Consider the following 22,512-nt stretch of genomic DNA (forward strand, 5'->3'; position numbering starts at 1 on the left):
AATAAGTAAAAAGAATCCATGTTCTTATCCTGGCTGGGATAAGAACATGGATTCTTTTATTTTTACTATTTTTTTAGCTTTAGTCCACTCAGGTATTATCCTGTTTCTGCATTTTATTCACTAGTAAAGGTGAATCAGCCTCTAGTAGCGGTAAGCTAATATAGAAAATTGAACCATTACCTAAAACAGAATCAACCCTGATTTGACCACGATAGGACTTAATTAATTGATAGGCAATCGATAGGCCTAGACCAGTTCCACCCTTTTCACGTGACCGAGCTTTATCAACCCGGTAGAAACGACCAAAGACTTTTTCTTGGTCTTCCTGGTTCATGCCTTCACCAAAGTCCTGAACCGCGATTTCAACCGTATTCACAGAACGTGAAATAGATAAATGAATTTCCTTCCGGTCCAAACTATATTTCACTGCATTGTCCATCAAGATAATTAATATCTGCTCAAAATGATTTCTAAACATTTGCACATACTGACTTTCACCCTCACGGTCATCTGAGTCTAAGAAAAACTTAAAATCAGGATGAATTAACTTCATATTATTATAAACTTGCTTAGCCGTCGTATAGATTTCAGTTACTTCATTTTTGTAATCAACATCAACATGGTCTGCACGCGAAAGATCCAACATTTCTTGGACTAAGACTTTCATTCTCGTTATTTCCTGTAAAGAAGCAGAAATAGATTCAGCTAATATTTCAGGATCATCCTTACCCCAACGATTTAATAATTTTAAATGCCCTTCGACAATCGAAACGGGCGTTCTTAATTCATGGGAAACATCCTCAACAAATCGTTTTTGATTTGACACATAAGAGTCAATCTTATCTAAGAGACGATTGATATGGACTAACAAGTCAGACCACTCATCATCCGTTTCAGGTTTACGAACCCGAATATCCGACAAAGAATCTTCCTCAACACGGTCTAAGGAATTATTCAAATAAGTTAAAGGTCTTAAGAAATAAATCGCTAGAGCAATTGAAGCAAGTGCTGCCACTAGAACTGATAATAACAATAATAGCATAAACAATTTCCGTTGATGGTCAATAAAGGATTGGAACCGTGTAGGATTATAAATCACTTCTAAATTACCAATTATTTGACCAGAAGTCTTAGAAACTAAATCCGCCCGCTTGGCCATATAGGCTTTATTCTGATAGTTTAATAACTGGACTGACTTTGAAATTTCTGTTTGAGGAATTTCAACCGTTTCGGTTTGATAAACTAACTCATTATTCACAGAGTATAAACGAATCAAATAATTACCTTGGTCCAAGAAATTAATGTACTGAAACAATTCCTTTTGTTTATTGTATCGTTGAATTCCTTCCGGTGTAATCGTTAACTGCCGATCCATTTCATCAATTCCAGAAGATCTATCTTCTAAATTAGTTTTAATTTGCATAAAATCTGTCGCAACTTCGTCTTCAATCGTCTTATAAAAATAAGTATAAGAAGCATTTTGATAGAAAAATAAAACTACACTGGCAATCAGTGACATAACAATAAATAAGAAAACAGCCCACTTCCATTTTAATGAAAGGGGTTGTTTCATCCGGGTCAATAATTCATTCATGGCTAGGTTCTCATTACATAACCGGTACCACGCACTGTTTGAATGTATGATTCTTGTCCCGGCACATCAATCTTATTCCGTAAATAACGAATATAAACATCCACCACATTGGTTTCAACTTCAGATTTATAACCCCATACTTTATCTAATAAAGTATCGCGCGACATAACCATATTTATATTTTCCATCAAGAATAAGAGTAATTCATATTCTCGCTTGGTCAAATCAATAACTGTATCCCCGCGTTTAACAATACGATTAGCTTTTTCAACGACTAAATCACGGTATTCAACCGTTGGTTGATGGGTTACTCTCAATTCTTCCTCATGATCAATCCGTCGGAAAAGTGCCCGTAAACGAGCTAATAATTCTTCAATCGCAAACGGCTTAACAATATAATCGTCCGCCCCTTGGTCTAAACCAGACACTCGGTCAATGACAGAATCACGGGCCGTCATGATGATAATCGGTGTATCTTTAATAGGACGAATCCGCCGACAAACTTCTAATCCGTTTAGCTCTGGTAACATTAAATCTAAGAGAATGACATCCCATTCCTCGTCCAAAGCAGCTTCCAACCCACTGCGGCCATCGTGACGAATATCTGTCTCATACCCTTCATGTTGTAACTCTAAATCAACAAAACGGGCTAGGTTCTTTTCATCTTCAATAATTAATACTCTTTGTTTACGTTCACTCATAAGATGTCCTCCTTACTTTTTCCTATTTATTGTAACCTAAAAATGAGAAATTTGCCACAAATATTGCACAAGGACAGCTTTTAAGGCTCATAATTCTTTAATTAAATTAATAATATATTATCGTTTTTTCCTTGAAAGCTAGCTGTAAATTCGGTAAACTTACTCTAAGTTTTAGCAAAGGAGCGACGATAAATGGCTAAATCAAAGAAGAAACCATCTAAGATGGAACGAACTGTCAAAATTGTAGCAATCATTACTCTATTAGTAATGGTCGGTTCCGTATTATACAGCTTAATTCCAATGTTCAGTTTTATGAATAATTAAAAGTAAATTTTTATAATGAAATAAGCGCCTAGAACAAATTTTAGTTCTAGGCGCTTATTTTATCTGATAAAATCTATAAATCTGATTTAATTTTACCATCCCAGGCAGAAAAGCCACCTTTTAGAATATAAATCTGAGAATGACCATTCTTTTTTAACGCACGAGCAGCCCGTGAAACCTCAGCCATATTATCATCATAAAGATAGACTGCTTGGTCTTTACGAATTTCATTCAGTCTTAATTTCATCTCAGATGAAGGAATATTGCGAGCACCTAAAATATGTTTTGCCTTAAATTCAGCCGGCTGACGTACATCGACCACTTGACTATGACGCATATTTTCTCTCACAGTTAAACTATCCACCATTTCGGCCGACTGTTTACGCAAGAACCATAAATAGGCATAGTACAGTCCAAAAGCAATTAAGATGAGTAAGGCACCCACCGTAATAAACATTAATAAATCCACAATTTTTGCTCCATTCTAATTACTTAATTTCGGTATTAATTAAATTTACTGCTCCAATTACACCGGCATCATTACCCAATTGGGCTAAAACAATCTGAGTCGTCTCACGTATTTGTTGGTAAGTAAATTCACGGTAATAAGCATCGACTTTTTCTCGTAAAAATTCCCCTGCTCCAGCCATACCGCCACCTAAAACAATGGCTGATGGATTTAAAATATTGGCAATATGAGAAACTCCTAGACCAATATAATAAGCAACCTTGTCGACCACTTGACTCGCAAATCCATCGATCGCCTTGGCTGCTTCAAAAATATCAAAAGAGGTAAAGGTCTGATCTTGAACTACTTTTTCATAAAATTCAGAATGGTCAATATTCCCCTCATCTTGGTCTACCATTTCTTTGGCGAGTCGGACAATACCATTTGCAGAAGCTAAGGCTTCAAAACAGCCTTTTTTACCACAAGTACAATGTATATCGGTATGGTCTTCAATAGTCATATGACCAATTTCGCCTGCAGCTCCACTACCTCGGTATAGTTGACCATTAATTACAACACCGCCGCCAATCCCAGTTCCCAGGGTCACCATCACAACATTTTCAGCACCATTCCCCGCGCCTAACCATTGTTCACCGAGGGCCGCCACGTTGGCATCATTATCTACAAAAAACGGAATATCGAAGGCCTGACCAAATTGTTGGCCTAAATCTTGTGTTGTCTTCCAATTTAAATTATAAGCACCTATAACGGTTTTGGCTTTAACATCTACCGCACCAGGAGTTCCCATACCAATCCCGATAATATCTTGGTCGGTCAAATCATGTTCTGCTAAACTCCGTTTAATTGATTGAATAATTGCAGGCACAATTAATTGTCCCTCTTGATGAATTTCGGTACCAATGGTCCATTTATATTTTAATTGACCATCCGGACTCGCGATTGCCATTTTGGCACTGGTCCCCCCTAAATCGATACCCACTATATACTTACCCATGTTCGTCACCTCTCAAAATAATGTAAAAATTCCTGATACGCATAGTATACCAAAAACACCGCAATAATACCGCTTAAAACAGCAACCAATCCTCGTTGCCAAAGCTTGGCTTTTGATTTACCTTTAGAGCCAATCACATAGGTTGCCAAAGCCCCAAATAAGAGTCCCCCTAAATGGCCCCAATTATCGATTCCTGGTGAAAGAAAGCCATTCACCAAATTTAAACCCACTAAAATAATGAATGAACGAGATCTTTGCCATAAATAATGAGAATCTGGATGGATTATTGCTAAGACTATAAAGGCGGCAAACATACCGAATAGAGCAGTCGATGCTCCCGCTGATACCCCTGTATTAAAGGCAAGTGAGGTTAAATTCCCCCCAATCCCTGCAATTAAGTAAATCAATAAAAATTTGATATGACCCAGAATTTCTTCCAATTCGGGCCCCATAAAATATAGGGTCATCATATTAAAAAGTAAATGGCTCATGCCAATGTGAACAAAGGTAGCGGATAGTATCCGCCAATATTCATGATTTTGGAAAACATATGGCATGAAGTTTGCTCCAGTATCTAGCAAAACTCTACTGTCTGTCGTTGTTCCATATACTAGATAGGTAAAGGCGAACCAGCCAATATTAATGACTAGAAAAGCATAGGTTAACCAAGGTTTAAAATCTCTCTTTGATCCCACGCTTAGTATTCTCCCTTCTTTTTCTTAAGTATCTCTGCAACTATAATTCGATCAATTTTTTGGTCATAATTTTCCATGACTGGACTTAAGTCAGGAAGAACTTGTTCAGGATACACTATGGACAAGGTCTTACCCGGAAAATTAAGGAGATAACGGTCATAATAGCCACCGCCATACCCTATCCGATAGCCTGAAAGATCAAATGCAAGACCAGGAACAATCATCAAATCTATTTGGTTGGCTTGCCATTGAGGGCTATCAGCTAAGGGTTGTTTCAGCCCTTTGTAGGCTGTTTCCAAAACATCTCCGCGATGATAAGGATGAAAGCTTAATTGATAATTCGCTTGGATCCGTGGTAATAAGATTTGAAACTGGTCCATAAGCCGTTCTATCATTAAAGGGGTCCGTAATTCTCCCCCAAAACCATAGAAAAAGGCAATACTCTTGATGGGATTTGCAGACAGATAAGCTTGTAGATCTTGCCAGAGACTCGCTTCATATGCCTGACGATCCTCAAGGCTAATGGCCAACATAGCTTGGCGTACTTCTTCCCGAATTTCTTTTTTGGTCATAGGACACCTCCTAAGTAATTGGAAAATTAAAAAAAGAGGGAGCGGGCAAGAAGTAGAAAATCTGTGATTTTCGCTTCATTTGCCCGCCCCCGCCCGGTTGGCTAGGATGGAACAAGTCGCATTACGACGTCGTTTCTATCCAGTCAACTACTGCGCTAAAACATCTTGTATTTAGTTAAATAAAGAAGACTGAGCTTTTTTTGCCCAGCCCCCTACAATTTTTACTATTTTTTAACTTCACGATGAAGTGTTACTTTGCGTAATCTTGGGCAATATTTTTTCACTTCAATTCGATCTGGATTATTACGTTTGTTTTTGCTTGTTAAATAATTGCGATCGCCACATTCGGTACATTCTAAGGTAATGTTTACACGCATGAGAATCCCTCCAGACTTTTTAAAATTCAGTTCATTTGAACAGTACCGAATTATTATATCATGATGCACTCAAGAATGCTAGGTCTATTTTTAAGAATTTTTACTTTAAGCGTCTGTTAACACAAAATCACTAATCTGTAATGTGGAATTGATTGATATTTAGCCAATATTTGATAAAATTAAAATTAATCAAACCATAATGAAAGAGGTGTCCTAGATGAATCTATGGATATTAATAATCGTACTTCTAGTGATTTCAATTATTTTATTTGCCATCTCACTATTTAGTGGCAATGACGCTGATGCACTAGAAGATAAAGTTGACGATTATACAGAACAGTTTTCTAAAGAATTATTTGCTATCAAGTCTCGATTAACCGAACTTGAAAAACAAGAAGTGGTCCGTGATGATAGCCCTGCTTTCTATCAATCAGAAGATGTCACTTATCTTTCTGACACTCCAGAAAACGGGGTACCTACTGATGTACCAGTAAATGATCTTGCTGAAGCAGATCAAACGGTTGATGCCATTGATATTTCCACTTTAAGTGAAGATGAAATGGATTCAATTATTAAACTATATTCGCAAGGTTATACGATGCAAGAAATATCAGATGCTGTAAATATTGGCATTCCAATTGTCCAAGCGGTCGTTGATGATTACATCGAAAACCGCTAAGAAAGGAGCCATCCATGAAAAAAAACACCCTACGTTCTCTCAGCTCTGGTTTTCTCCTCTCAACTTTAATTCTGGCTTCCTATGCAGTCTTTGTTCAAGGACAAGTTCCTGGACGTGACCTCAATTTATCAGATTTATTATCACCCACGGTTCAAGAAACCAGTGAAGAGACCAAAAAAGAGGTTTCGTCCCTTATAGAGGTTAATGAATCCCTCCAGGATGAAAACAAAAAGATGCAGGAAAGTCTAACTAAACTAGCATCAAGCCAAAAGAAAAATTCTGAAAGCAAAAGCTCAGATGAATCCAACCAAAATGAATCTCAAGATGAAAGTGAAAATGATTCGAGTCAAAGCACTTCAGAATCTAGTGTGTCTACCTCAAATCAAGGAGACCAAACAAACGAACCTGCAGTTGAAGGTACTTTTACAATTTCTGAAGGAGAAAGTGCCTCTGAAATTACTCAACGCCTTGAAAGTGAAGGTTATATCGAATCTGCCGCTGACCTAGAAGCTTTAATTGATCAATGGGATTTAAGCTCAGTCATTGTCGCTGATTCTTACCAATTAAATTCAGATATGTCCATCCATGATATTGCTTCCCTTATTACTGGCGGAGCCTATTATTACTACTAAGCTAATTAAAAGAAACTTTCAAAGTTAGCATTGAAGCATAAATATAGATTTAATTCATTAGAAGGCATACTTATGGTGTGCCTTTTTTATTTAGATAATTTTAGCCTTGACTTTTCTTTATAAAAACTATAGATAAGTATTTTCAAAAACAAAAAATCTGGGAGTTCCTCCCAGATTTTTTGTTAAATCAACCTAATTTACGCCATTCGCCTCATAATCAAGAATCGTTTTACGCGTTTCTGACTGCATTTCAAAGTATGCATTCATCACCTCATGGGCAATAATTGTAGATTCCCGTGCTCTAGATTCTTCTTGTAAATAAGGTACCACAACGGTAATCGCAATTTCAGGATTATCCCATGGGGCGTATCCAATATAAGTAGCATTGGTCACAGGATCATTTTGAGCATATTTAATCGGTCCTGCATAAAAAGCTTCGGTTGTCCCTGTCTTAGAACCAACTGTAATTGGATAGTTCAAGAATAGGTAACGAGCTGTCCCTTGATCTGTATGAGATACTTGCCGCATCCCTTCATGGATCCGATCAAACACAGCTTGGTCTAAATGGACTACATTCATAATTTTAGGCGCAATCGACGTTTTAACCCCTCCGAGATTGCCATCCGTGTCGGTACCGCGAATTTCTTTTACTAGACGTGGTGAATAACGGATCCCATTATTAGCAATCGTAGAGACATATTGTGCCATCTGTAACGGTGTGTACAAGTCGAACTGACCATAGGCCAAGTCTAACGCATTTACTAATTGGGTAGACTCAGGTGCATATCCTTTTGACTCATTTGGTAGGTCAATGCCTGTATAGGCGCCCAAACCAAACTCAGCCATATGTCCCCGAATATTATTGATAGTATTTGGTGAAATCGTTAAATTCCCATCGTTTTCAAACTCGAATTGTCCCCCAATTGCCATGGCCAACTTAACCATATAAATATTGGATGAAACTTGCAAGGCTTGAATATCTGTGACAGGCACTTTACCAGTTCGGTTAAATACCGAAGATTTTTCTTGAGAAGCCGCAAATTTCATAGGCTCATCCACAATGGTATTATCATCCACGGATATAATTTTTTCTAGATAACCCGTTGCGACCATGGCCGGTTTTACTGAAGACCCCATACCATAGGAGGTATTAATTGCACCCAAAGCATCATCAACAATTTTATCTTTATTGTATGAATCCGTCTTTTCATCATATTCATACCGCTTGCCCGTAATTCCAAGAATATCCCCATTTTTAGGATTCATCGCTACGATATACACCCGGTCATTTAAGCCTTGAAATTCGCCCATATTTTGTAAGGCTTTGGTAGCAATATCATCTAATTTCTTTTGGAACTCTTGGTTAATGGTAAGAATAAGATTGTCCCCTTTTTTTCCCGGATAGATTTGCTTAGTTTCAGAGGTATTGGAAGCCGTATCTGTCACTACTTGATACTTAGACTTAGTACCTCGCAGGACATCCTCATATTCTTGCTCAAGGTAAGAAATTCCTACCCGATCATTCATAGCATAACCACGTCCCAATAATTCAGCTACCCGGTCTGAAGGAATCCCGTGTTGTTCCGTCGAAACATTACCTAAAAGTGATCGGAGCATGCCTTCTTGTGGATAAGTTCTTTGCCAATCCGTTCCAATTGAAATTCCTGGCAGACTACCTAGTTGCTCAGAAACCCGAGCAATCTCCCGTTCAGTCACATTAGTATTCTTCACCGTTACTGTAGACAATGCATAGGCAGCATTCATCTTAGTAAAGAGGGCAATAATTTTTAGTTCAGGCTCAGAGAAATTAATATCCTCTTTCGTAACCTTAGAAAGCTGTACTTCATAAAGCTCAGATGAAGCTAGTTGCTTTTCTTCCTTACTTAACCGTGAATTGACTAAATCCGTATTTTTAACGATAAAATAATCTTTACGGTCACGTTCTGTCACGTTATTAGTTGGTACATCAATTAATGAAGCTAATTGCGTCGCTACTTGAATAATGTCAGAAGGCCCTACGTTGGAATCTTTATCTCGGGTATAAAGAATGGCTTGTTCTGGATTATTTCCAACCAAGATATTTCCTTGGCTATCATAAATCATTCCTCGAGGAACTGAACCCGTTGAAACAGTAGACTCAGTCCGATGAACCATATCAACAAATGATTGGCCTTTATACAACTGTAAATAGCCCAACCGCACAAATAAGGCAATAAACACCATAAAAGTCACTATGAAAATTAAATTTAGCCGTTTGGGAATAAAATCCTTTTTATTATTCTCTTTTATTTTATACTTAACCATTTACTCACTCGTTTCTTTGCTTGTAATCACACGCACTTTCAATTATAGCAAATTTATGTCTTAAAAAATAGCGCTCTGGTAATTTTCAAAGAATCTTCAATTTTATTAAAATAATTCATTCTTTATCAGGTGAAGGTCAGGCCACTTTTTGTTATCATAGACCTAATGAAATAAAGGAGCAAACTATGAAAAAACATATATTTTCCTACCTAATATATTCACTTCTGTTCAGTCTTATTGCTATCATTGTAGCAATTTTAATGGGCTTTGCCCCTTTCGGCAAGGAAACCATGCTGACTGTGGATTTGGGACAACAATATATTGACTTCTTTTCTCTCTTTAAAGAAGCTTTAACTAAAGATCCAGGTTTAATAATTTATTCTTTCCAGAAATCAATTGGTGGTGAGATGATTGGATTATGGGCTTATTACCTCCTATCCCCTTTTAATCTTATCCTACTCTTCTTTAATGAATCTAACTTTGACAGTGCTGTTACCTTAATTTCCTACCTTAAACTATTAAGTGCCGGTTTAACCATGATGTATTTTATCGATCATAAATACAAGTTAAATCAACCGATGCTCATCGTTTTCAGTTTGTCATATAGTCTCATGTCCTATTCAATTGTCTTCCTATTAAACATTATGTGGTTAGATGCTTTAATTATGTTACCCTTAATTGCCCTAGGATTAGACTATTTACTGCGCGGACGGAGCCCCTTAATTTATACAATCAGTTTAGGTTTAATGTTAATCTTTAACTATTATGTGGCTTATATGATTTGTATTTTCTTGAGCTTTTATAGCTTTTTTAATTATTTAGAAATTCATCAAAAATTTGATTTGAAATCACTGCTCAAGAGTTATGGTCGTTTTTTGATTTACTCCATCTTAGGCGTTCTCTTAGCTGGCATAACCCTATTTCCTACTTTTGCCTCCCTTTTATCCTCTAAAGCGACTCATACCTTATCTGAGTTAGATTGGGACCTAGTATATACCTTAGGACAATCTACATCAAAATTATTTATCGGCTCCTTTAATTTTGATGAGTTATCCTCAGGCTCACCTAACTTTTATGTTGGCTTAGTCGCCTTAATATTAATTATATTTTATTTCTTTAATCGCCGTATTCACTGGCAAGAGAAAATCGTAGCTGGCTTGATTTTCGGTGTATACTTAATCAGCTTCCGCTATGATTTGTTAAATATTATTTGGCACGGTGGCCAATTCCCAATTTGGTATGAGTATCGCTTCTCATTTACCTTGAGTTTTTTTATTCTAATTCTAGCCATTCGAGCCATTCAATATCGGCCTAAGACATATCCAACTAGCTTTTATTTTGCAACTTTCTTATTAATTTTAGCTGCATTTATATACTATTATGGCCAATTGGATAATTACCCTTTCTTATCTATGACAAAACTATTGGTTTCACTTGCTTTTATCCTAGCTTACTTAATCATCTTCAAATTATTCGATTTAAATATTAAATACAGTCAATGGTTATTGCTAGCAATCGTAGCAGTCGAATTATTAACCAATACAAGCTTGATACTTAATGAATTCTCATATGTTGACCAAAGTAAGTTCCGAGACTATACCAGCTTATTAAGCCAGGCAACCCAGCCCCTCCAAAGTTCCAACCAAGACTTCTACCGTATCCATAAAAACTATATGCGGACTAAAAATGAAGCCATGTATAGTCATTACACAGGTTTGGATCATTTCGGATCAACCATTGATGCTAATTTGCCGGAATTATTTGGCTACTTAGGCCAACCTGATGGCAATGGTTTTGTTGCTTATACTAATGGGACCCTTTTTACAGATGACTTCTTTGCAATCCGTTATCTGCTTGGTGTTCAAGACGATCCAAGTCCTAAGCTAAAAGAGAGTCAATATAATTTATATCCTGAAGCCCTCGATTTAGACCAAACTTATTATCCAATGGTTCAAAGTAATGAACGGTATACTGTCCGTGAAAACAAAACTGCTTTTGGTTTGGGCATGGAAGTTACTAATCAAGTCTTAGAGGCTGAATTTCTAAAAAATAATCCAATTTATAACCAAAATCTACTACTCAATCTCCTTGACTTAAATCAAAGCTATCCTGATTTCTTTGTTGAGAAAGAATTTACTGATATCTCTTATCATAACGTCACTGTAAGTGACCGTGGCGATGGCGATTACTTTACTTATCAAAATGATAATAAAAAAGATAATTATATCCAATATGACTTCCAACCTGATTCAGATAACCCTTATTATTTTACCCTACCTTCACAGTACACCCATGATAAGGTTGACTTAGAGCTAAATGGTGACCGGTACCGTTTCTATACCCCATATCGTCGGCGACAAATTACCAATGCCGCCTACCTAGCTCAAAATCAGCCCCAATCATTTACAATTTCTTTAAAAGAAAATTCAATGAAGGCCAACCTACCAGCCCTCTACGAATTTAATTTAGATGACTATCAAGACCTTAAAGAAAATCACCAAACTAATAATTTAGTGGTCACACACCATAGTTCAACCACAATCGCGGGTAGAATCAAGATAGAATCTGATAGTAATTATATGTTAGTTAGCCTACCTTACGACAAAAATTGGCAGGCTACTGTTGACGGTCAAACCAGTGAGGTTATACCTGTCTTAAACCATACCCTGATGGCCATTAAGGTCCCACAAGGTGACCATCAAATTGAACTCAAGTATCGACCTAAATCTATTTTAATTGGTCTAGGACTTAGCCTGACTGGTTTAATAGGTGTATTATTAGGTCAATTCATAACAAATAAACATAGCAAGAAACTTGTCAATTAAGTTGATAATCGGTAAGATAAGACAATAAATAAGTTAAACAGGTGAAACGATTGAAAAAAATTTTTAAACTAGTTCGAAAAGGCTTGGTGAACCCGCGCAATATTATTGCCGCCTATGCCTATCCTTTACAACGCATTATCCCCCTTATACTCTTATCCATTCTATTCTTAGCCGCTGGGGAAGTTTCTGTTAGCCAAGAATTAATTGGGGGCTTGTCCAATAACATGTCCACTGCGAGTAAACACCTACCTGAATTTAATTATATACTCGGCAACTTAAAGCTGGCTGACCAAGCTAAACCGCTTTATTACCAGTCTAAAAGCTTTCAACTAGTCATTGATGACACCATCCAAGCGACAAAGGATCAAAATGATGTTGGTCTAACCCCAGACCAAAAAGCTCAAATTGATGATGATACTTTCTTAAGTTTGTTTTTCTTTAAAGATAAATCTTATGCTCAACTAGGTCGTAACCTCTATGCGATACCTCAAGCTTTGACCATGTTCCGCAGTCCTAACAACCTCACTATGACCTTAAATTATATGAAAAACCATCAGTTCCAAGTTTTGCTCTACTTTTTATTGGCTTTTTCAATGGTTCATGGTCTAATGTATGTTATTTATATGGCTATTACCGCCATGCTGCTAGGTTTTTATAATATGCGTTTATCAGTACCCCTGTCATTTTTGGCCCGCTTTAAACTAGCTAGTGTGGCTGGTTTTTACCCTAGCTTTGTTTTGGGGATTACCAATTTAATTTTACCGCTTTTTCCCTACCCTTATCCTTATATATTAGGCTTTGTCTTAATTTATATTTATATCATGTTACGGGAACATACCAAACATGTTCATAAGATTTATCATAAGTTAACTGGACAAGAAATGACTCCTGAGGATGTTGAAAAAATGCTAAAAGAGAGTCAAAATAATGAAACGCAAGTAGATACAGACTCCCCCTCAAGATCTCAGAAAAATTTAAACGATTCTGAGACGAATCCTTCTCCAATTAACACACAAATAGATCAGCCCGAACAAAAATCAACTGACTCAAAGCAAGACGAAGATAAGAATTAAACAAAAATACAAAAAATACCCGCATTTCAACAAGTTACTTACAGAGAAATTCTCTAGTTCTTGACTGAAGCGGGTATTTTATATGCTATTGATTATTTTTTCTTCGGGCGGCTTTTTGCGACCGCTTTTCGGCTTGGCGGTCCTGTTTAGCCTTAGCTTGCCGATGTTCTTTGATTTTCCAATTTAATTTTCGTTTATAACCAGGTTTGACCTTCTTTTTCTTATTTTGGTTAATCATTGCCCGGACTTTAGGGTCTTCTTTGACATTGGCCGTGTCTTGTCTCCGTTTCCGGGAGTCACGGTGTTTAACTTCAACTAGTTGTCCTTGACGCAATTCAACCGGCTCAAACTCAACTCCCATGGCTTCTAAATCTGATACAGCTTGATCATCATCTGGAGTGACAAAAGTAAAGGCCCTGCCTTCTAAGCCATTCCGACCTGTCCGCCCCACCCGGTGGACAAAATACTCCAATTCCATCGGCAGTTCTGTATTAATCACTAAAGAAGTACCGGGAATATCTATTCCACGCGCGGCCAAGTCAGTTGCAACGACATATTGAAAATCTAAATTTTGGATTTGCTTCATGACCCGTTTACGTTCACGCGAAGAAATGTCGCCATGAATCGTTGCAACCTTAAGCCCCTTTTCTTTTAGGAAAAGACTCATTTGGTCGGCATAAGCCTTGGTATTACAAAAGACAAGTGCCAAATAAGGTTGACCCATAGTTAATAATTGATAGGTCAATTCTTCGCGACTCTTACCCTTGGTATTAATCAAATAATTTTCAATCGTTTCCGAAATAACTTGCTTGGGTTTAATGGTTACCACTTTGGGAGCCACCATGTACTTATTTAGGAAGACCCGTAATTCTTGTGGCACTGTGGCAGAAAAAGCCATCATCTGTAAGTCTTGCGGCATACGGGATGCAATCTCGTCCACGATTTTTAAGAAACCTAAATCTAAGGTCATGTCAGCTTCATCAACGACCAAGATTTTTGCGGTTTGAACCCAGAGTGCATTGTCGGACATCAGGTCAAAAATCCGTCCAGGTGTCCCAATCACAAGCTGGGGTTGTTTGTCCGGCCCTAATTGGTCTAATTGTCTCTGTTTGTCAGTGCCCCCAATATAATTTTCTAGTCGGATAGGCTTATCTGCGGCTTGGATTAGAGAGCTAGCTACCTGGTATAGCTGGGTGGCTAATTCCCGACTAGGGGCTGTGATCACAGCTTGAACTTCTTGCACATCTTCATTAATATTCTGCAAAATAGGTAATAAAAAAGCATGAGTCTTACCTGAACCCGTCTGCGACTGAACAATTAAATCCTCACCCTTCAAGGCTTGAGGGATAACTTCTGTTTGAACTGGTGTCATTGTAGTAAAATTAGCCTCATTTAAGGCTATTTGGATATATTCTTTTAAATGTAAATCTTTAAATAACATAGGGACCTCCTCTGGTCTTTCCTTTCTTCTTATCCTACCTTATTCCTATGAGTCTTGTCTATGAAAAGATCGGAAGGATGGTGCTATCATTGTAAAAATAATAAAATTCGCCTATAATCTATATTGTTAGAACTAGGAGGCTATTTATGAAACCACATTCACTTTTAATGATATTATTTGGCGCAACGGGTGACCTAGCGGCACGAAAACTCTATCCTGCTATTTATCGTTTATATAAGAACAATCACATTTCTGAACATTTTGCCCTGATTGGTACCGCGCGGCGCCCTTGGTCGGATAATCATTTCCGCCAAGTTGTCCTAGACAGCATTGCTGATCAAGTGGATGATCCTGACCATGCCCAGGAATTTGCCAGTCATTTCTACTATCAATCCAATGACGTAACAGATTCTGACCACTATATCCATCTCCAAGAACTAGCCCAAAAATTGGATCAACAATACCAAACCCAAGGTAATCGAATCTTCTATATCTCTTTATCTCCTAAACTCTTCCCCGTTATTACTAGTCAACTCAAGGCCCAAGGCCTCCTCACTAACCAAGGCTATAATCGTTTAATTATTGAGAAACCCTTTGGCTATGACTATCAAACGGCTGCCGAATTACAGGCCCAGTTAACCCAAACCTTTAAAGAAAACCAAATTTATCGAATTGATCATTATCTAGGCAAAGAAGCCATCGCATCAATTAAAAATATCCGTTTTAATAATACCCTCTTTGCCCCTCTTTGGAATAAGAAATATATTGATAATATTCAAATTTCACTAGCAGAAGATATCGGGGTTGAAGATCGTGGCGCCTACTATGAAAGCTCAGGTGTGGTTAAAGATATGATACAAAACCATGCTTTACAAATCCTAGCGCTACTTACCATGGATGAGCCAGTTAGCCAGACATCAGAAGATTTTCGGAAAGCAAAAATCAACATTCTTCAGCACTTACGTCCGTTCCAAAGTCCAGACCAAGTGAATTCAAATGTTGTACGTGGCCAATATGGACCAAGTCTAGATGGACATTTAAAAGGCTACCGGCAAGAAGAAAATGTTGCATCCGACTCCACCACCGAAACCTTTGTGGCCGCTAAAATTTCCATTAACCTACCTCAATGGGAAGGCGTTCCAATTTTTATCCGCTCAGGTAAGCGAATGGATCAAAAATCAACCACCATTAACGTTATCTTTAAAGGACTTAATGAAAGTGAGATGACCAACCGCCTCTCCATTGAGATTGCACCTAAACTTGGCTACCAACTCTTCTTAAATATTAAAGAACCAGGTTATAGCAATGCCAACAAGGTCATTCCATTTTCTTATGAACTGAATTCAGACCAAGCTTCGTATATGCCTCAAGACTACGAACGCCTAATTTATGATTGTATTGAAGGGAATCTCAGCAATTTTACCCACTTTGAAGAAGTAGCCAATGCCTGGAAGTTTGTCGATTCGATTTATGAAAATTGGGAGAAAATGGAAACCTCAGACTTCCCTAATTATCCAGCTGGCTGCCCTGGCCCTAAAAAAGCCCAAGAGTTACTAGCCAAGCACCAAACTTATTGGTATTAATTAAACAACGCACACCAGAGTATCTAAAAATACTTTGGTGTGCATTTTGTTATTCTCATTAAATTATATACTAAGTTATAAAAACTTGAATTCTATTTCCTTAAGCTATTTGTGAAGGGTCAGCCCCCAATAGGATAACTATCTAAAAATAAAAATTTACTTAATTTAATTGGTGCCTTAACAATTCAACATTACATTATTATTTACTTTGCTCTTTACGATATTCTGCTACCGCTGCTTGAATTTTCTCAATAATCGTTTGAATTTCTTCCTGACTATAGGCATCGGCCCCCGCTGCCATAGGATGCCCCCCACCGCCATGCTCTTCAGCAATTTTGTTAATTACAGGTCCCTTAGACCGGAGCCGGACTCGCCATTTTGGCTTGTCTCCTTCTTGTTCTACGAAGTTCAACCAAGCATACATGCCTTCGATTTGACTCGGTATATTAACCACCGAATTTGTTTGGTCTTCAGTAATCCCATGTGCTTTAATGTCAGCTTGGGAGATGTGTAAGACTGCGATACCTGGTTCTAACAAATCTAAGTTTTCCATAGCAAAGGAATGAAATTTAAATTCAGCTAGGGGCATGACTTGGAAGTGGTCGGTTAACTCGCGCAAAGGCAAGTCAAATTCAGTTAAATAGGCAGCTGCTGTAAAAGTATCTGAAGAAGTTGAGAATAAGAAACGGCCAGTATCGCCTAAAATCCCCGCATACAAAAGAATAGCAGCTTCCTGCGTCATGGGGAGGTCTGCTCCTAAGCTTTTGGAGATATAGGTAACCATTTCTGATGTTGACGAGGACTGGGTGTAGACTAATTCAGGATCCCCATAGGAATCCACCAGAACATGATGGTCGATCTTGACTAGGGCTTGCCCTTGGTCAAAATGTTGCCCGTCCACCCGTGGGCGATTAGCTGTGTCACAGACAATAACTAGGGCCTCTTGATAATCTTCTTTAGTAACCTTATCCATCATGCCCAGCCATTCCAAACTTTTTAAATTGGAACCAGCAGCCAGGATTCGTTTATTCGGAAACTTGTTGACTAATAATGCTTTAAGGCCTAATTGTGACCCTAAGGCATCAGGATCAGGGCGTTGGTGACGGTGGATGATAATGGTATCAAAAGCCTTAATTTTTGCATAGAGAGCTTGGATTTTCTGAGTGTCAATATACATGGGTTACTCCTTTATCTTATGAATCAATGAGTTGACAGGAAATAAGTGATTTAGCGGTCAGACTATTTTCATGGAAAACATCTACTTGGATTAGCATCTGCCGCCGGGTTTGGTTATAAATTGTCGTTTGGAATTGTAATTCATTGCCAATTTGAATGGTATTAAAGTAGTGGAGATCAATCGCTTCGATAATGTGTTTGGCCGTAGTTGTTTTCTCAATCCGATGGTGGACTACCTGCGAAATTAATTCCACTAAAACCCCATAAGAGATAGTACCCATATGGTTAATCATTTGCGGTTGGATCACGGTATAAGAATCATACTTATCTGAAGGTTGATAGTCATTTAAAGTAAGGGCAATCGTATCTTCATATGTTTGTAATTCTTCTCGAGGTGTCCGCCCTTGTAAGGATTTGATAACTTCACGCCGTGACACAATCCCAAGGAGTTCCATATTATTATCCACAACGGGGAGGACATCAATATCTTCCCAGGTCATTTTTTGTGATACAGAAGCCACCGACATATGCATCTGAACCGAAACAACTCGCTTGGTCATCACCCGTTCAATCGGCGTGGTGGCCGCTTTATTGATTAAGTCTTTCGCTGTCACAATCCCAATTAAGCGTTTATTGTTAACCACAGGAAACCGTGACACTTTAGTTTTATCCACTAACTTATCAAAGGTCGCCACCGTATCCGTAGCTTGTAAAGTAATGATTTCATCCAAGGGACGGTAAATATCTGCTACCGTTAAAATTTCTTGTTGGATTTCTTGATTAATCATAGAGCGGTTGATAATTGAAGCCACCGTAAAAGTATCATGAGGAGTTGACATTACGGGTATATTAGCTTGGTTAGCCAAGTCAGCCACCTTTTGACTCACATCAAACCCCCCGGTAACTAAAACCGCTAAGCCATTTTCCAAGGCTAATAATTGAACATTTTCTCGGTTACCCACTATCATTAAAGTGCGCGATTGAAAATAATCACGAATCGCCTCCTCTGTCATAGCGCCGATGATAAAATGATCTAACTCCTTACTTAAACCAGCTGCGCCTGCTAATACTTTACCTTGAATGGCTTCAAGCACATGGTCAAAGGTGAGTTTTTCATTATCAGACCGTTTTTCAACCCGAATGGTTCCAACCCGTTCAATGGTAGCTACCAACCCCTGATCTTCGGCATCTTTAATAGCTCGATAGATGGTTCCCTGACTCATGTCCAATGATTTGGCTAAGCCCCGGACTGATATCTTGCTACCTACTGCTAGACCCTTGATATAATCAATGATTTGCTGATGCTTACTTGCCATAATTTCCTCCATAGAAAAACTGTTATACTTTCTAAAGTATAACAGTTTTTTGCATATTTTACATTAAAATTATAACAGTTTGCCCCAGGATATTTCGTTCTAACCTAAAGCCACATCAAGAATCATCATCAGAATAAAACCGAACATCAGTGCCATGGTTGCAATATCGGTATGGTTAGAACTTTGAGCTTCTGGGATTAATTCCTCCACAAGAACAAAAATCATTGCTCCAGCTGCAAAGGACAAGGCATAAGGCAAAATTGAGGTGACGATTAAAACTGCCACCGCCCCGATTACGGCAGAAATTGGTTCCACAATCGCAGATCCATGACCTAGATTAAAGGCCCGACCTTTGGACCGGCCTTCAGCAAATAAGGGAAGGGATAGTGCTGAGCCTTCGGGAATATTTTGCAAGCCAATCCCTATTGTCAGAGCTAAGGCACCCGTCAAAGTAGCTTGTCCGCCCAAACTTGCAGCGGCAAAAGCTACCCCCAAAGCTAACCCTTCTGGGATATTATGAATGGTCACTGCCAAGAATAGCATGGTAGTTCTAGAGAATTTCTTGCGGTTGACTCCCGCATCATTATGGTCCTCAGCCAAGTGGATATGAGGGACTAAAACATCCAATAAGCGTAAGAAGAGACCACCTACAAGAAAACCAATGGCAACGGGTAACCAACTTGGTATGGGGCCAGCTTGGGCATAATCTAAGGCAGGTTCTAAGAGTGACCAAAAGGATGCTGCAATCATTACCCCAGCAGCAAAACCTTGCATAATCGCTAAGAAGCGGTCGTTCACTTCGCGAACAAATAGGACGGTGGCCGCTCCTCCCACCATGGTACAAAACCAGGTAAAAACACCTGCAATTAAGGCCTGTATGGCTGGCTGTATACTAGCGTAGAAATCCATTTATTGCTCCTTTTCTATTGGTAAGGGAATCGTTTCAAAAAGATTTTCTTCAAAACTTGATAGAGTCACACCCAAAAGACGGACAGAACGAGTCAAATCGCCATAGGTCTGCCATAAATCCAAAATATTCGCTTGTACTTGGTCAGCAGATTGAAGACTTTGGTCTAATTTAATTTGTCGGGTTACTGTATCAAAGTTCTCATATCGTATTTTAAGCGTTACCGTATGGGCTTTCAAGCCTTTTGCCTCAACCTGCTCATAGACCCTTTGACTTAATTGATCTAATTGACGAATGATTTCATCTTCGTCCGTAAGAAAATGCCCATAAGTATTCTCACGGCCAATTGACTTCCTTTGCCGTTGGGCCTTGACCGGAGCGTTATGAATCCCTCTCACCTTAAAGTAAAGTGAATAACCCATCTTACCGAAATGACCAATTAACTGGTCTAGGGAGCAATCATAAAGGTCTTGCCCCGTAAATATCCCCAGATCATGAAAAACTGGTAATGATTTACGCCCCACTCCATAAAATTTATCAATGGATAATTGTTTTAAAAATGTCGGCGCATCATCTGGGGTAACTAAGGTAATTCCAAAGGGTTTATGATAATCTGAGGCAATCTTAGCAATAAATTTATTATAAGAGACTCCCACAGAGCAAGTTAAATTTAATTGGGCCAAGATTTCTTTTTGAATCATTTTTCCGACTACTAAGGCGGACTTGATATCCTTCTTATTATGGGTCACATCTAAGAAAGCTTCATCTAAAGATAAGGGTTCAATTAAGTCAGTATAATGACGGAAAATTTCACGGATTTGCTGGGAGACCTTTTGGTAATAAGCATGGCGACCAGAAATAAAGACGGCTTTAGGACATAGGCGGTATGCTTCAGCAGCTGCCATAGCTGAATGAATGCCATAGGACCGCGCAATATAATTACAAGTAGAAACAATGCCCCGGCCACCGGTTAAGTCAGGATGCTTGGCAATCACGACCGGTTTATCAGCCAAAGCTGGATTATCACGAATTTCCACAGAAGCATAAAAAGCATCCATGTCAACATGAAGAATTTTACGTGAATAATCTGGTTGGGGTTCATCAAATTCCAACAAACCATACTTCACTAGGGCCACCTCATTTCTAAGAACAAATGTTCTTATTAAGTGCGAAAGAAAAAGGCTCAATCGCCTTCTTCTAAAATATTTTTATCTAGGTTCGTCTGCCAATTCATTATTATCTTCATCTTTTAAATAAAGATCATCGGCAGAAATATCTTCATCTTCATCCATTTCTTGAGCAGGAGTTGGTTCAACTGCTTGGCTGTTGTCAGCCGGAATACTTTCATTACTTGCTGGTGATAGGGGGGCTGAAGAAACAACTTCACGAATAGCTTGTAACATGAAAGTCAGATAAACACCTTCACAGTCAATTTCAACCTTACCGTTGGCCACATCAATTTGGGAGACTACCCCATATAAGCCACCAATGGTTACCACTTGGTCACCTGGTTTCATGGCATTAATCATTTCTTGTTTTTGTTTGGCTTGCTTTTGTTGGGGACGAATCATCATCATATACAACAAACCAAAAATTAATATCATGGGTAATAAACTAGCTAAAAATTCCATAATCTACCTACTTTCTATTTGCTTTTTATTATAACAAAATTTGACCTATCTTTCACCATAAATATCTAGAAAGCCCGGGCATTTGGTTTATTATAACCATAACGCTCGAAGAAATCTTGTCGGAAATCTAATAAATTATCGTCCATAATGGCTTGACGCACTTGTTTCATTAGGTTTAATAAGAAATGGGTATTATGAATTGAAGCTAAACGCAGACCAAAGCTTTCATTGGCATGGAAAAGATGACGTACATAGGCCCGTGAATAGTTACGACAGGTATAGCAATCACAGTGGTCATCAATTGGTGTATAATCTCTGGCATATTTGGCATTTTTGACGACCAAACGTCCGTGGGAAGTCATACAAGAGCCATTGCGGGCAATCCGGGTAGCTAAGACACAGTCAAACATATCAATACCGCGAATAGCACCGTCAATTAAGGCATCTGGCGATCCAACCCCCATTAAATAACGCGGTTTATTGGCTGGCATATACGGTGTCAGATAGTCTAAGACTTCATTCATTTCTTCTTTAGATTCGCCGACAGAAAGTCCTCCGACCGAATAACCAGGGAAATCCAAGGCCGCCATGTCTTTAGCATGTTGAATCCGTAAATCTTTATAACCAGCCCCTTGCATAATCCCAAAAATAACTTGGTCTTTGGTATTTTCTTGAGCTTTTAAGCCACGCTCAGCCCATCGCGTCGTCCGGTTAATTGAATTTTTAACATAGTCATACGATTCATAAAAAGGGGGACATTCATCCAAGGACATCATAATGTCAGAACCCAAGGCCGTTTGAATTTGGATGGCTTTTTCTGGGGAAAGAAAGAGTTTTGATCCATCGAGATGGCTGCGGAAGTGGACACCCTCCTCGGTTAACTTACGGTTATCCGACAAGGAGAATACTTGGAAACCACCGGAGTCCGTCAGAATCCCTTGGTCCCAATTCATAAATTTATGGAGCCCCCCCGCGTCTTGAACAATATCTTCCCCCGGCCGCAACCAGAGATGGTAGGTGTTCGACAAGATAACGCCTGCTCCCATCTCTTTTAATTCTTCCGGTGATAAGGATTTAACCGTTGCTAAAGTGCCAACAGGCATATACATGGGTGTTGGAAAAGACCCATGAGGAGTATGTAAAATGCCTAAGCGAGCCCCCGTATGTTTTTCTTCTTTGATTAATTCGTAAGTTACCGGTACTTGTGTCATATAGATTC

At 38.6% G+C, this 22,512-nt stretch carries 21 protein-coding genes; 6 read left to right on the forward strand and 15 right to left on the reverse strand.

Annotation, left to right across the window (positions count from 1 at the left end; all coding sequences use genetic code 11):
- Nucleotides 1-88: 88 nt before the first annotated feature.
- Nucleotides 89-1,594 (reverse strand): sensor histidine kinase, encoded by a 1,506-nt coding sequence (locus tag HMPREF9257_RS00520; RefSeq protein WP_006417574.1) that lies wholly within the window; start codon nucleotides 1,592-1,594, stop codon nucleotides 89-91.
- Nucleotides 1,595-1,596: 2 nt separating this feature from the next.
- Complete coding sequence (locus tag HMPREF9257_RS00525) at nucleotides 1,597-2,295, reverse strand: response regulator transcription factor (protein WP_006417449.1); 699 nt, start codon at nucleotides 2,293-2,295, stop codon at nucleotides 1,597-1,599.
- A gap of 192 nt (nucleotides 2,296-2,487) precedes the next feature.
- On the opposite strand from HMPREF9257_RS00525, the gene HMPREF9257_RS09605 reads away from it, so the two are divergent.
- Nucleotides 2,488-2,619, forward strand: a complete 132-nt coding sequence (locus HMPREF9257_RS09605) for a DUF4044 domain-containing protein (RefSeq protein ID WP_081453699.1) — start codon at nucleotides 2,488-2,490, stop codon at nucleotides 2,617-2,619.
- A gap of 73 nt (nucleotides 2,620-2,692) precedes the next feature.
- Here HMPREF9257_RS09605 and HMPREF9257_RS00530 read toward each other — a convergent pair whose 3' ends face one another.
- From HMPREF9257_RS00530 to rpmG, 5 genes are all read right to left on the reverse strand, one after another.
- On the reverse strand, nucleotides 2,693-3,088 hold the full coding sequence (locus HMPREF9257_RS00530) for a rhodanese-like domain-containing protein (RefSeq protein ID WP_006417554.1): 396 nt from the start codon (nucleotides 3,086-3,088) through the stop codon (nucleotides 2,693-2,695).
- Between the two features lie 19 nt (nucleotides 3,089-3,107).
- Entirely contained in the window at nucleotides 3,108-4,082 is a 975-nt protein-coding gene (locus tag HMPREF9257_RS00535) for an ROK family glucokinase (RefSeq protein ID WP_006417463.1), read from the reverse strand.
- 5 nt (nucleotides 4,083-4,087) lie between these two features.
- Entirely contained in the window at nucleotides 4,088-4,777 is a 690-nt protein-coding gene (locus tag HMPREF9257_RS00540; RefSeq protein WP_006417588.1) for a rhomboid family intramembrane serine protease, read from the reverse strand.
- Between the two features lie 2 nt (nucleotides 4,778-4,779).
- On the reverse strand, nucleotides 4,780-5,349 hold the full coding sequence (locus HMPREF9257_RS00545; protein ID WP_006417487.1) for a 5-formyltetrahydrofolate cyclo-ligase: 570 nt from the start codon (nucleotides 5,347-5,349) through the stop codon (nucleotides 4,780-4,782).
- A gap of 224 nt (nucleotides 5,350-5,573) precedes the next feature.
- Nucleotides 5,574-5,726 carry a 50S ribosomal protein L33 gene (rpmG, locus tag HMPREF9257_RS08875; RefSeq protein ID WP_081453700.1) on the reverse strand — a complete coding sequence of 51 codons (153 nt, stop codon included), beginning with the start codon at nucleotides 5,724-5,726 and terminating at the stop codon, nucleotides 5,574-5,576.
- Nucleotides 5,727-5,943: 217 nt separating this feature from the next.
- On the opposite strand from rpmG, the gene HMPREF9257_RS00550 reads away from it, so the two are divergent.
- Nucleotides 5,944-6,405 (forward strand): helix-turn-helix domain-containing protein, encoded by a 462-nt coding sequence (locus tag HMPREF9257_RS00550; RefSeq protein ID WP_006417508.1) that lies wholly within the window; start codon nucleotides 5,944-5,946, stop codon nucleotides 6,403-6,405.
- Between the two features lie 14 nt (nucleotides 6,406-6,419).
- A complete protein-coding gene (locus HMPREF9257_RS00555; RefSeq protein ID WP_006417447.1) occupies nucleotides 6,420-7,037 on the forward strand; it encodes a hypothetical protein in 618 nt (205 codons plus the stop codon).
- 192 nt (nucleotides 7,038-7,229) lie between these two features.
- Here HMPREF9257_RS00555 and HMPREF9257_RS00560 read toward each other — a convergent pair whose 3' ends face one another.
- Nucleotides 7,230-9,341 (reverse strand): peptidoglycan D,D-transpeptidase FtsI family protein, encoded by a 2,112-nt coding sequence (locus tag HMPREF9257_RS00560; protein ID WP_006417560.1) that lies wholly within the window; start codon nucleotides 9,339-9,341, stop codon nucleotides 7,230-7,232.
- A gap of 185 nt (nucleotides 9,342-9,526) precedes the next feature.
- On the opposite strand from HMPREF9257_RS00560, the gene HMPREF9257_RS00565 reads away from it, so the two are divergent.
- Both HMPREF9257_RS00565 and HMPREF9257_RS00570 read left to right on the forward strand, forming a co-directional pair.
- Entirely contained in the window at nucleotides 9,527-12,166 is a 2,640-nt protein-coding gene (locus HMPREF9257_RS00565) for a YfhO family protein (protein WP_006417453.1), read from the forward strand.
- Nucleotides 12,167-12,216: 50 nt separating this feature from the next.
- Nucleotides 12,217-13,239, forward strand: a complete 1,023-nt coding sequence (locus tag HMPREF9257_RS00570) for a DUF1189 family protein (RefSeq protein ID WP_006417546.1) — start codon at nucleotides 12,217-12,219, stop codon at nucleotides 13,237-13,239.
- A gap of 85 nt (nucleotides 13,240-13,324) precedes the next feature.
- Here the strand turns inward: HMPREF9257_RS00570 and HMPREF9257_RS00575 are convergent, their stop codons facing one another.
- Nucleotides 13,325-14,680 (reverse strand): DEAD/DEAH box helicase, encoded by a 1,356-nt coding sequence (locus HMPREF9257_RS00575; protein ID WP_006417427.1) that lies wholly within the window; start codon nucleotides 14,678-14,680, stop codon nucleotides 13,325-13,327.
- A gap of 146 nt (nucleotides 14,681-14,826) precedes the next feature.
- Between HMPREF9257_RS00575 and zwf the strand changes: the two genes are divergently transcribed.
- The gene (zwf, locus tag HMPREF9257_RS00580) at nucleotides 14,827-16,263 is read left to right on the forward strand and encodes a glucose-6-phosphate dehydrogenase (protein ID WP_006417539.1); all 1,437 of its coding nucleotides are present in this window, start codon (nucleotides 14,827-14,829) and stop codon (nucleotides 16,261-16,263) included.
- Between the two features lie 199 nt (nucleotides 16,264-16,462).
- On the opposite strand, the gene HMPREF9257_RS00585 is transcribed toward zwf, so the two are convergent.
- From HMPREF9257_RS00585 to tgt, 6 genes are all read right to left on the reverse strand, one after another.
- On the reverse strand, nucleotides 16,463-17,440 hold the full coding sequence (locus HMPREF9257_RS00585) for a DHH family phosphoesterase (protein WP_006417494.1): 978 nt from the start codon (nucleotides 17,438-17,440) through the stop codon (nucleotides 16,463-16,465).
- Nucleotides 17,441-17,456: 16 nt separating this feature from the next.
- The gene (locus HMPREF9257_RS00590) at nucleotides 17,457-18,755 is read right to left on the reverse strand and encodes a DRTGG domain-containing protein (protein WP_006417615.1); all 1,299 of its coding nucleotides are present in this window, start codon (nucleotides 18,753-18,755) and stop codon (nucleotides 17,457-17,459) included.
- A 99-nt stretch (nucleotides 18,756-18,854) separates the two neighbouring features.
- On the reverse strand, nucleotides 18,855-19,664 hold the full coding sequence (locus HMPREF9257_RS00595) for a ZIP family metal transporter (RefSeq protein ID WP_006417415.1): 810 nt from the start codon (nucleotides 19,662-19,664) through the stop codon (nucleotides 18,855-18,857).
- Entirely contained in the window at nucleotides 19,665-20,789 is a 1,125-nt protein-coding gene (gene dinB, locus HMPREF9257_RS00600; protein WP_006417595.1) for a DNA polymerase IV, read from the reverse strand.
- A gap of 81 nt (nucleotides 20,790-20,870) precedes the next feature.
- Entirely contained in the window at nucleotides 20,871-21,293 is a 423-nt protein-coding gene (gene yajC, locus HMPREF9257_RS08655; protein ID WP_006417532.1) for a preprotein translocase subunit YajC, read from the reverse strand.
- Nucleotides 21,294-21,358: 65 nt separating this feature from the next.
- Nucleotides 21,359-22,504 (reverse strand): tRNA guanosine(34) transglycosylase Tgt, encoded by a 1,146-nt coding sequence (tgt, locus tag HMPREF9257_RS00610; RefSeq protein WP_006417618.1) that lies wholly within the window; start codon nucleotides 22,502-22,504, stop codon nucleotides 21,359-21,361.
- Nucleotides 22,505-22,512 lie beyond the last annotated feature (8 nt).

The organism is Eremococcus coleocola ACS-139-V-Col8, from assembly GCF_000183205.1.
Taxonomy (GTDB): domain Bacteria; phylum Bacillota; class Bacilli; order Lactobacillales; family Aerococcaceae; genus Eremococcus; species Eremococcus coleocola.

Bases quoted from the DNA above. Each gene is read 5' to 3' on its own strand.
- HMPREF9257_RS00525 (WP_006417449.1), bottom strand. From the start codon at position 2,295: ATGAGTGAACGTAAACAAAGAGTATTAATTATTGAAGATGAAAAGAAC.
- HMPREF9257_RS00595 (WP_006417415.1), bottom strand. From the start codon at position 19,664: ATGGATTTCTACGCTAGTATACAGCCAGCCATACAGGCCTTAATTGCA.
- zwf (WP_006417539.1), top strand. From the start codon at position 14,827: ATGAAACCACATTCACTTTTAATGATATTATTTGGCGCAACGGGTGAC.
- HMPREF9257_RS00545 (WP_006417487.1), bottom strand. From the start codon at position 5,349: ATGACCAAAAAAGAAATTCGGGAAGAAGTACGCCAAGCTATGTTGGCC.
- HMPREF9257_RS00565 (WP_006417453.1), top strand. From the start codon at position 9,527: ATGAAAAAACATATATTTTCCTACCTAATATATTCACTTCTGTTCAGT.
- HMPREF9257_RS09605 (WP_081453699.1), top strand. From the start codon at position 2,488: ATGGCTAAATCAAAGAAGAAACCATCTAAGATGGAACGAACTGTCAAA.
- HMPREF9257_RS00585 (WP_006417494.1), bottom strand. From the start codon at position 17,440: ATGTATATTGACACTCAGAAAATCCAAGCTCTCTATGCAAAAATTAAG.
- HMPREF9257_RS00555 (WP_006417447.1), top strand. From the start codon at position 6,420: ATGAAAAAAAACACCCTACGTTCTCTCAGCTCTGGTTTTCTCCTCTCA.
- HMPREF9257_RS00560 (WP_006417560.1), bottom strand. From the start codon at position 9,341: ATGGTTAAGTATAAAATAAAAGAGAATAATAAAAAGGATTTTATTCCC.
- HMPREF9257_RS00535 (WP_006417463.1), bottom strand. From the start codon at position 4,082: ATGGGTAAGTATATAGTGGGTATCGATTTAGGGGGGACCAGTGCCAAA.
- tgt (WP_006417618.1), bottom strand. From the start codon at position 22,504: ATGACACAAGTACCGGTAACTTACGAATTAATCAAAGAAGAAAAACAT.
- yajC (WP_006417532.1), bottom strand. From the start codon at position 21,293: ATGGAATTTTTAGCTAGTTTATTACCCATGATATTAATTTTTGGTTTG.
- HMPREF9257_RS00575 (WP_006417427.1), bottom strand. From the start codon at position 14,680: ATGTTATTTAAAGATTTACATTTAAAAGAATATATCCAAATAGCCTTA.
- HMPREF9257_RS00550 (WP_006417508.1), top strand. From the start codon at position 5,944: ATGAATCTATGGATATTAATAATCGTACTTCTAGTGATTTCAATTATT.
- HMPREF9257_RS00520 (WP_006417574.1), bottom strand. From the start codon at position 1,594: ATGAATGAATTATTGACCCGGATGAAACAACCCCTTTCATTAAAATGG.
- HMPREF9257_RS00590 (WP_006417615.1), bottom strand. From the start codon at position 18,755: ATGGCAAGTAAGCATCAGCAAATCATTGATTATATCAAGGGTCTAGCA.
- rpmG (WP_081453700.1), bottom strand. From the start codon at position 5,726: ATGCGTGTAAACATTACCTTAGAATGTACCGAATGTGGCGATCGCAAT.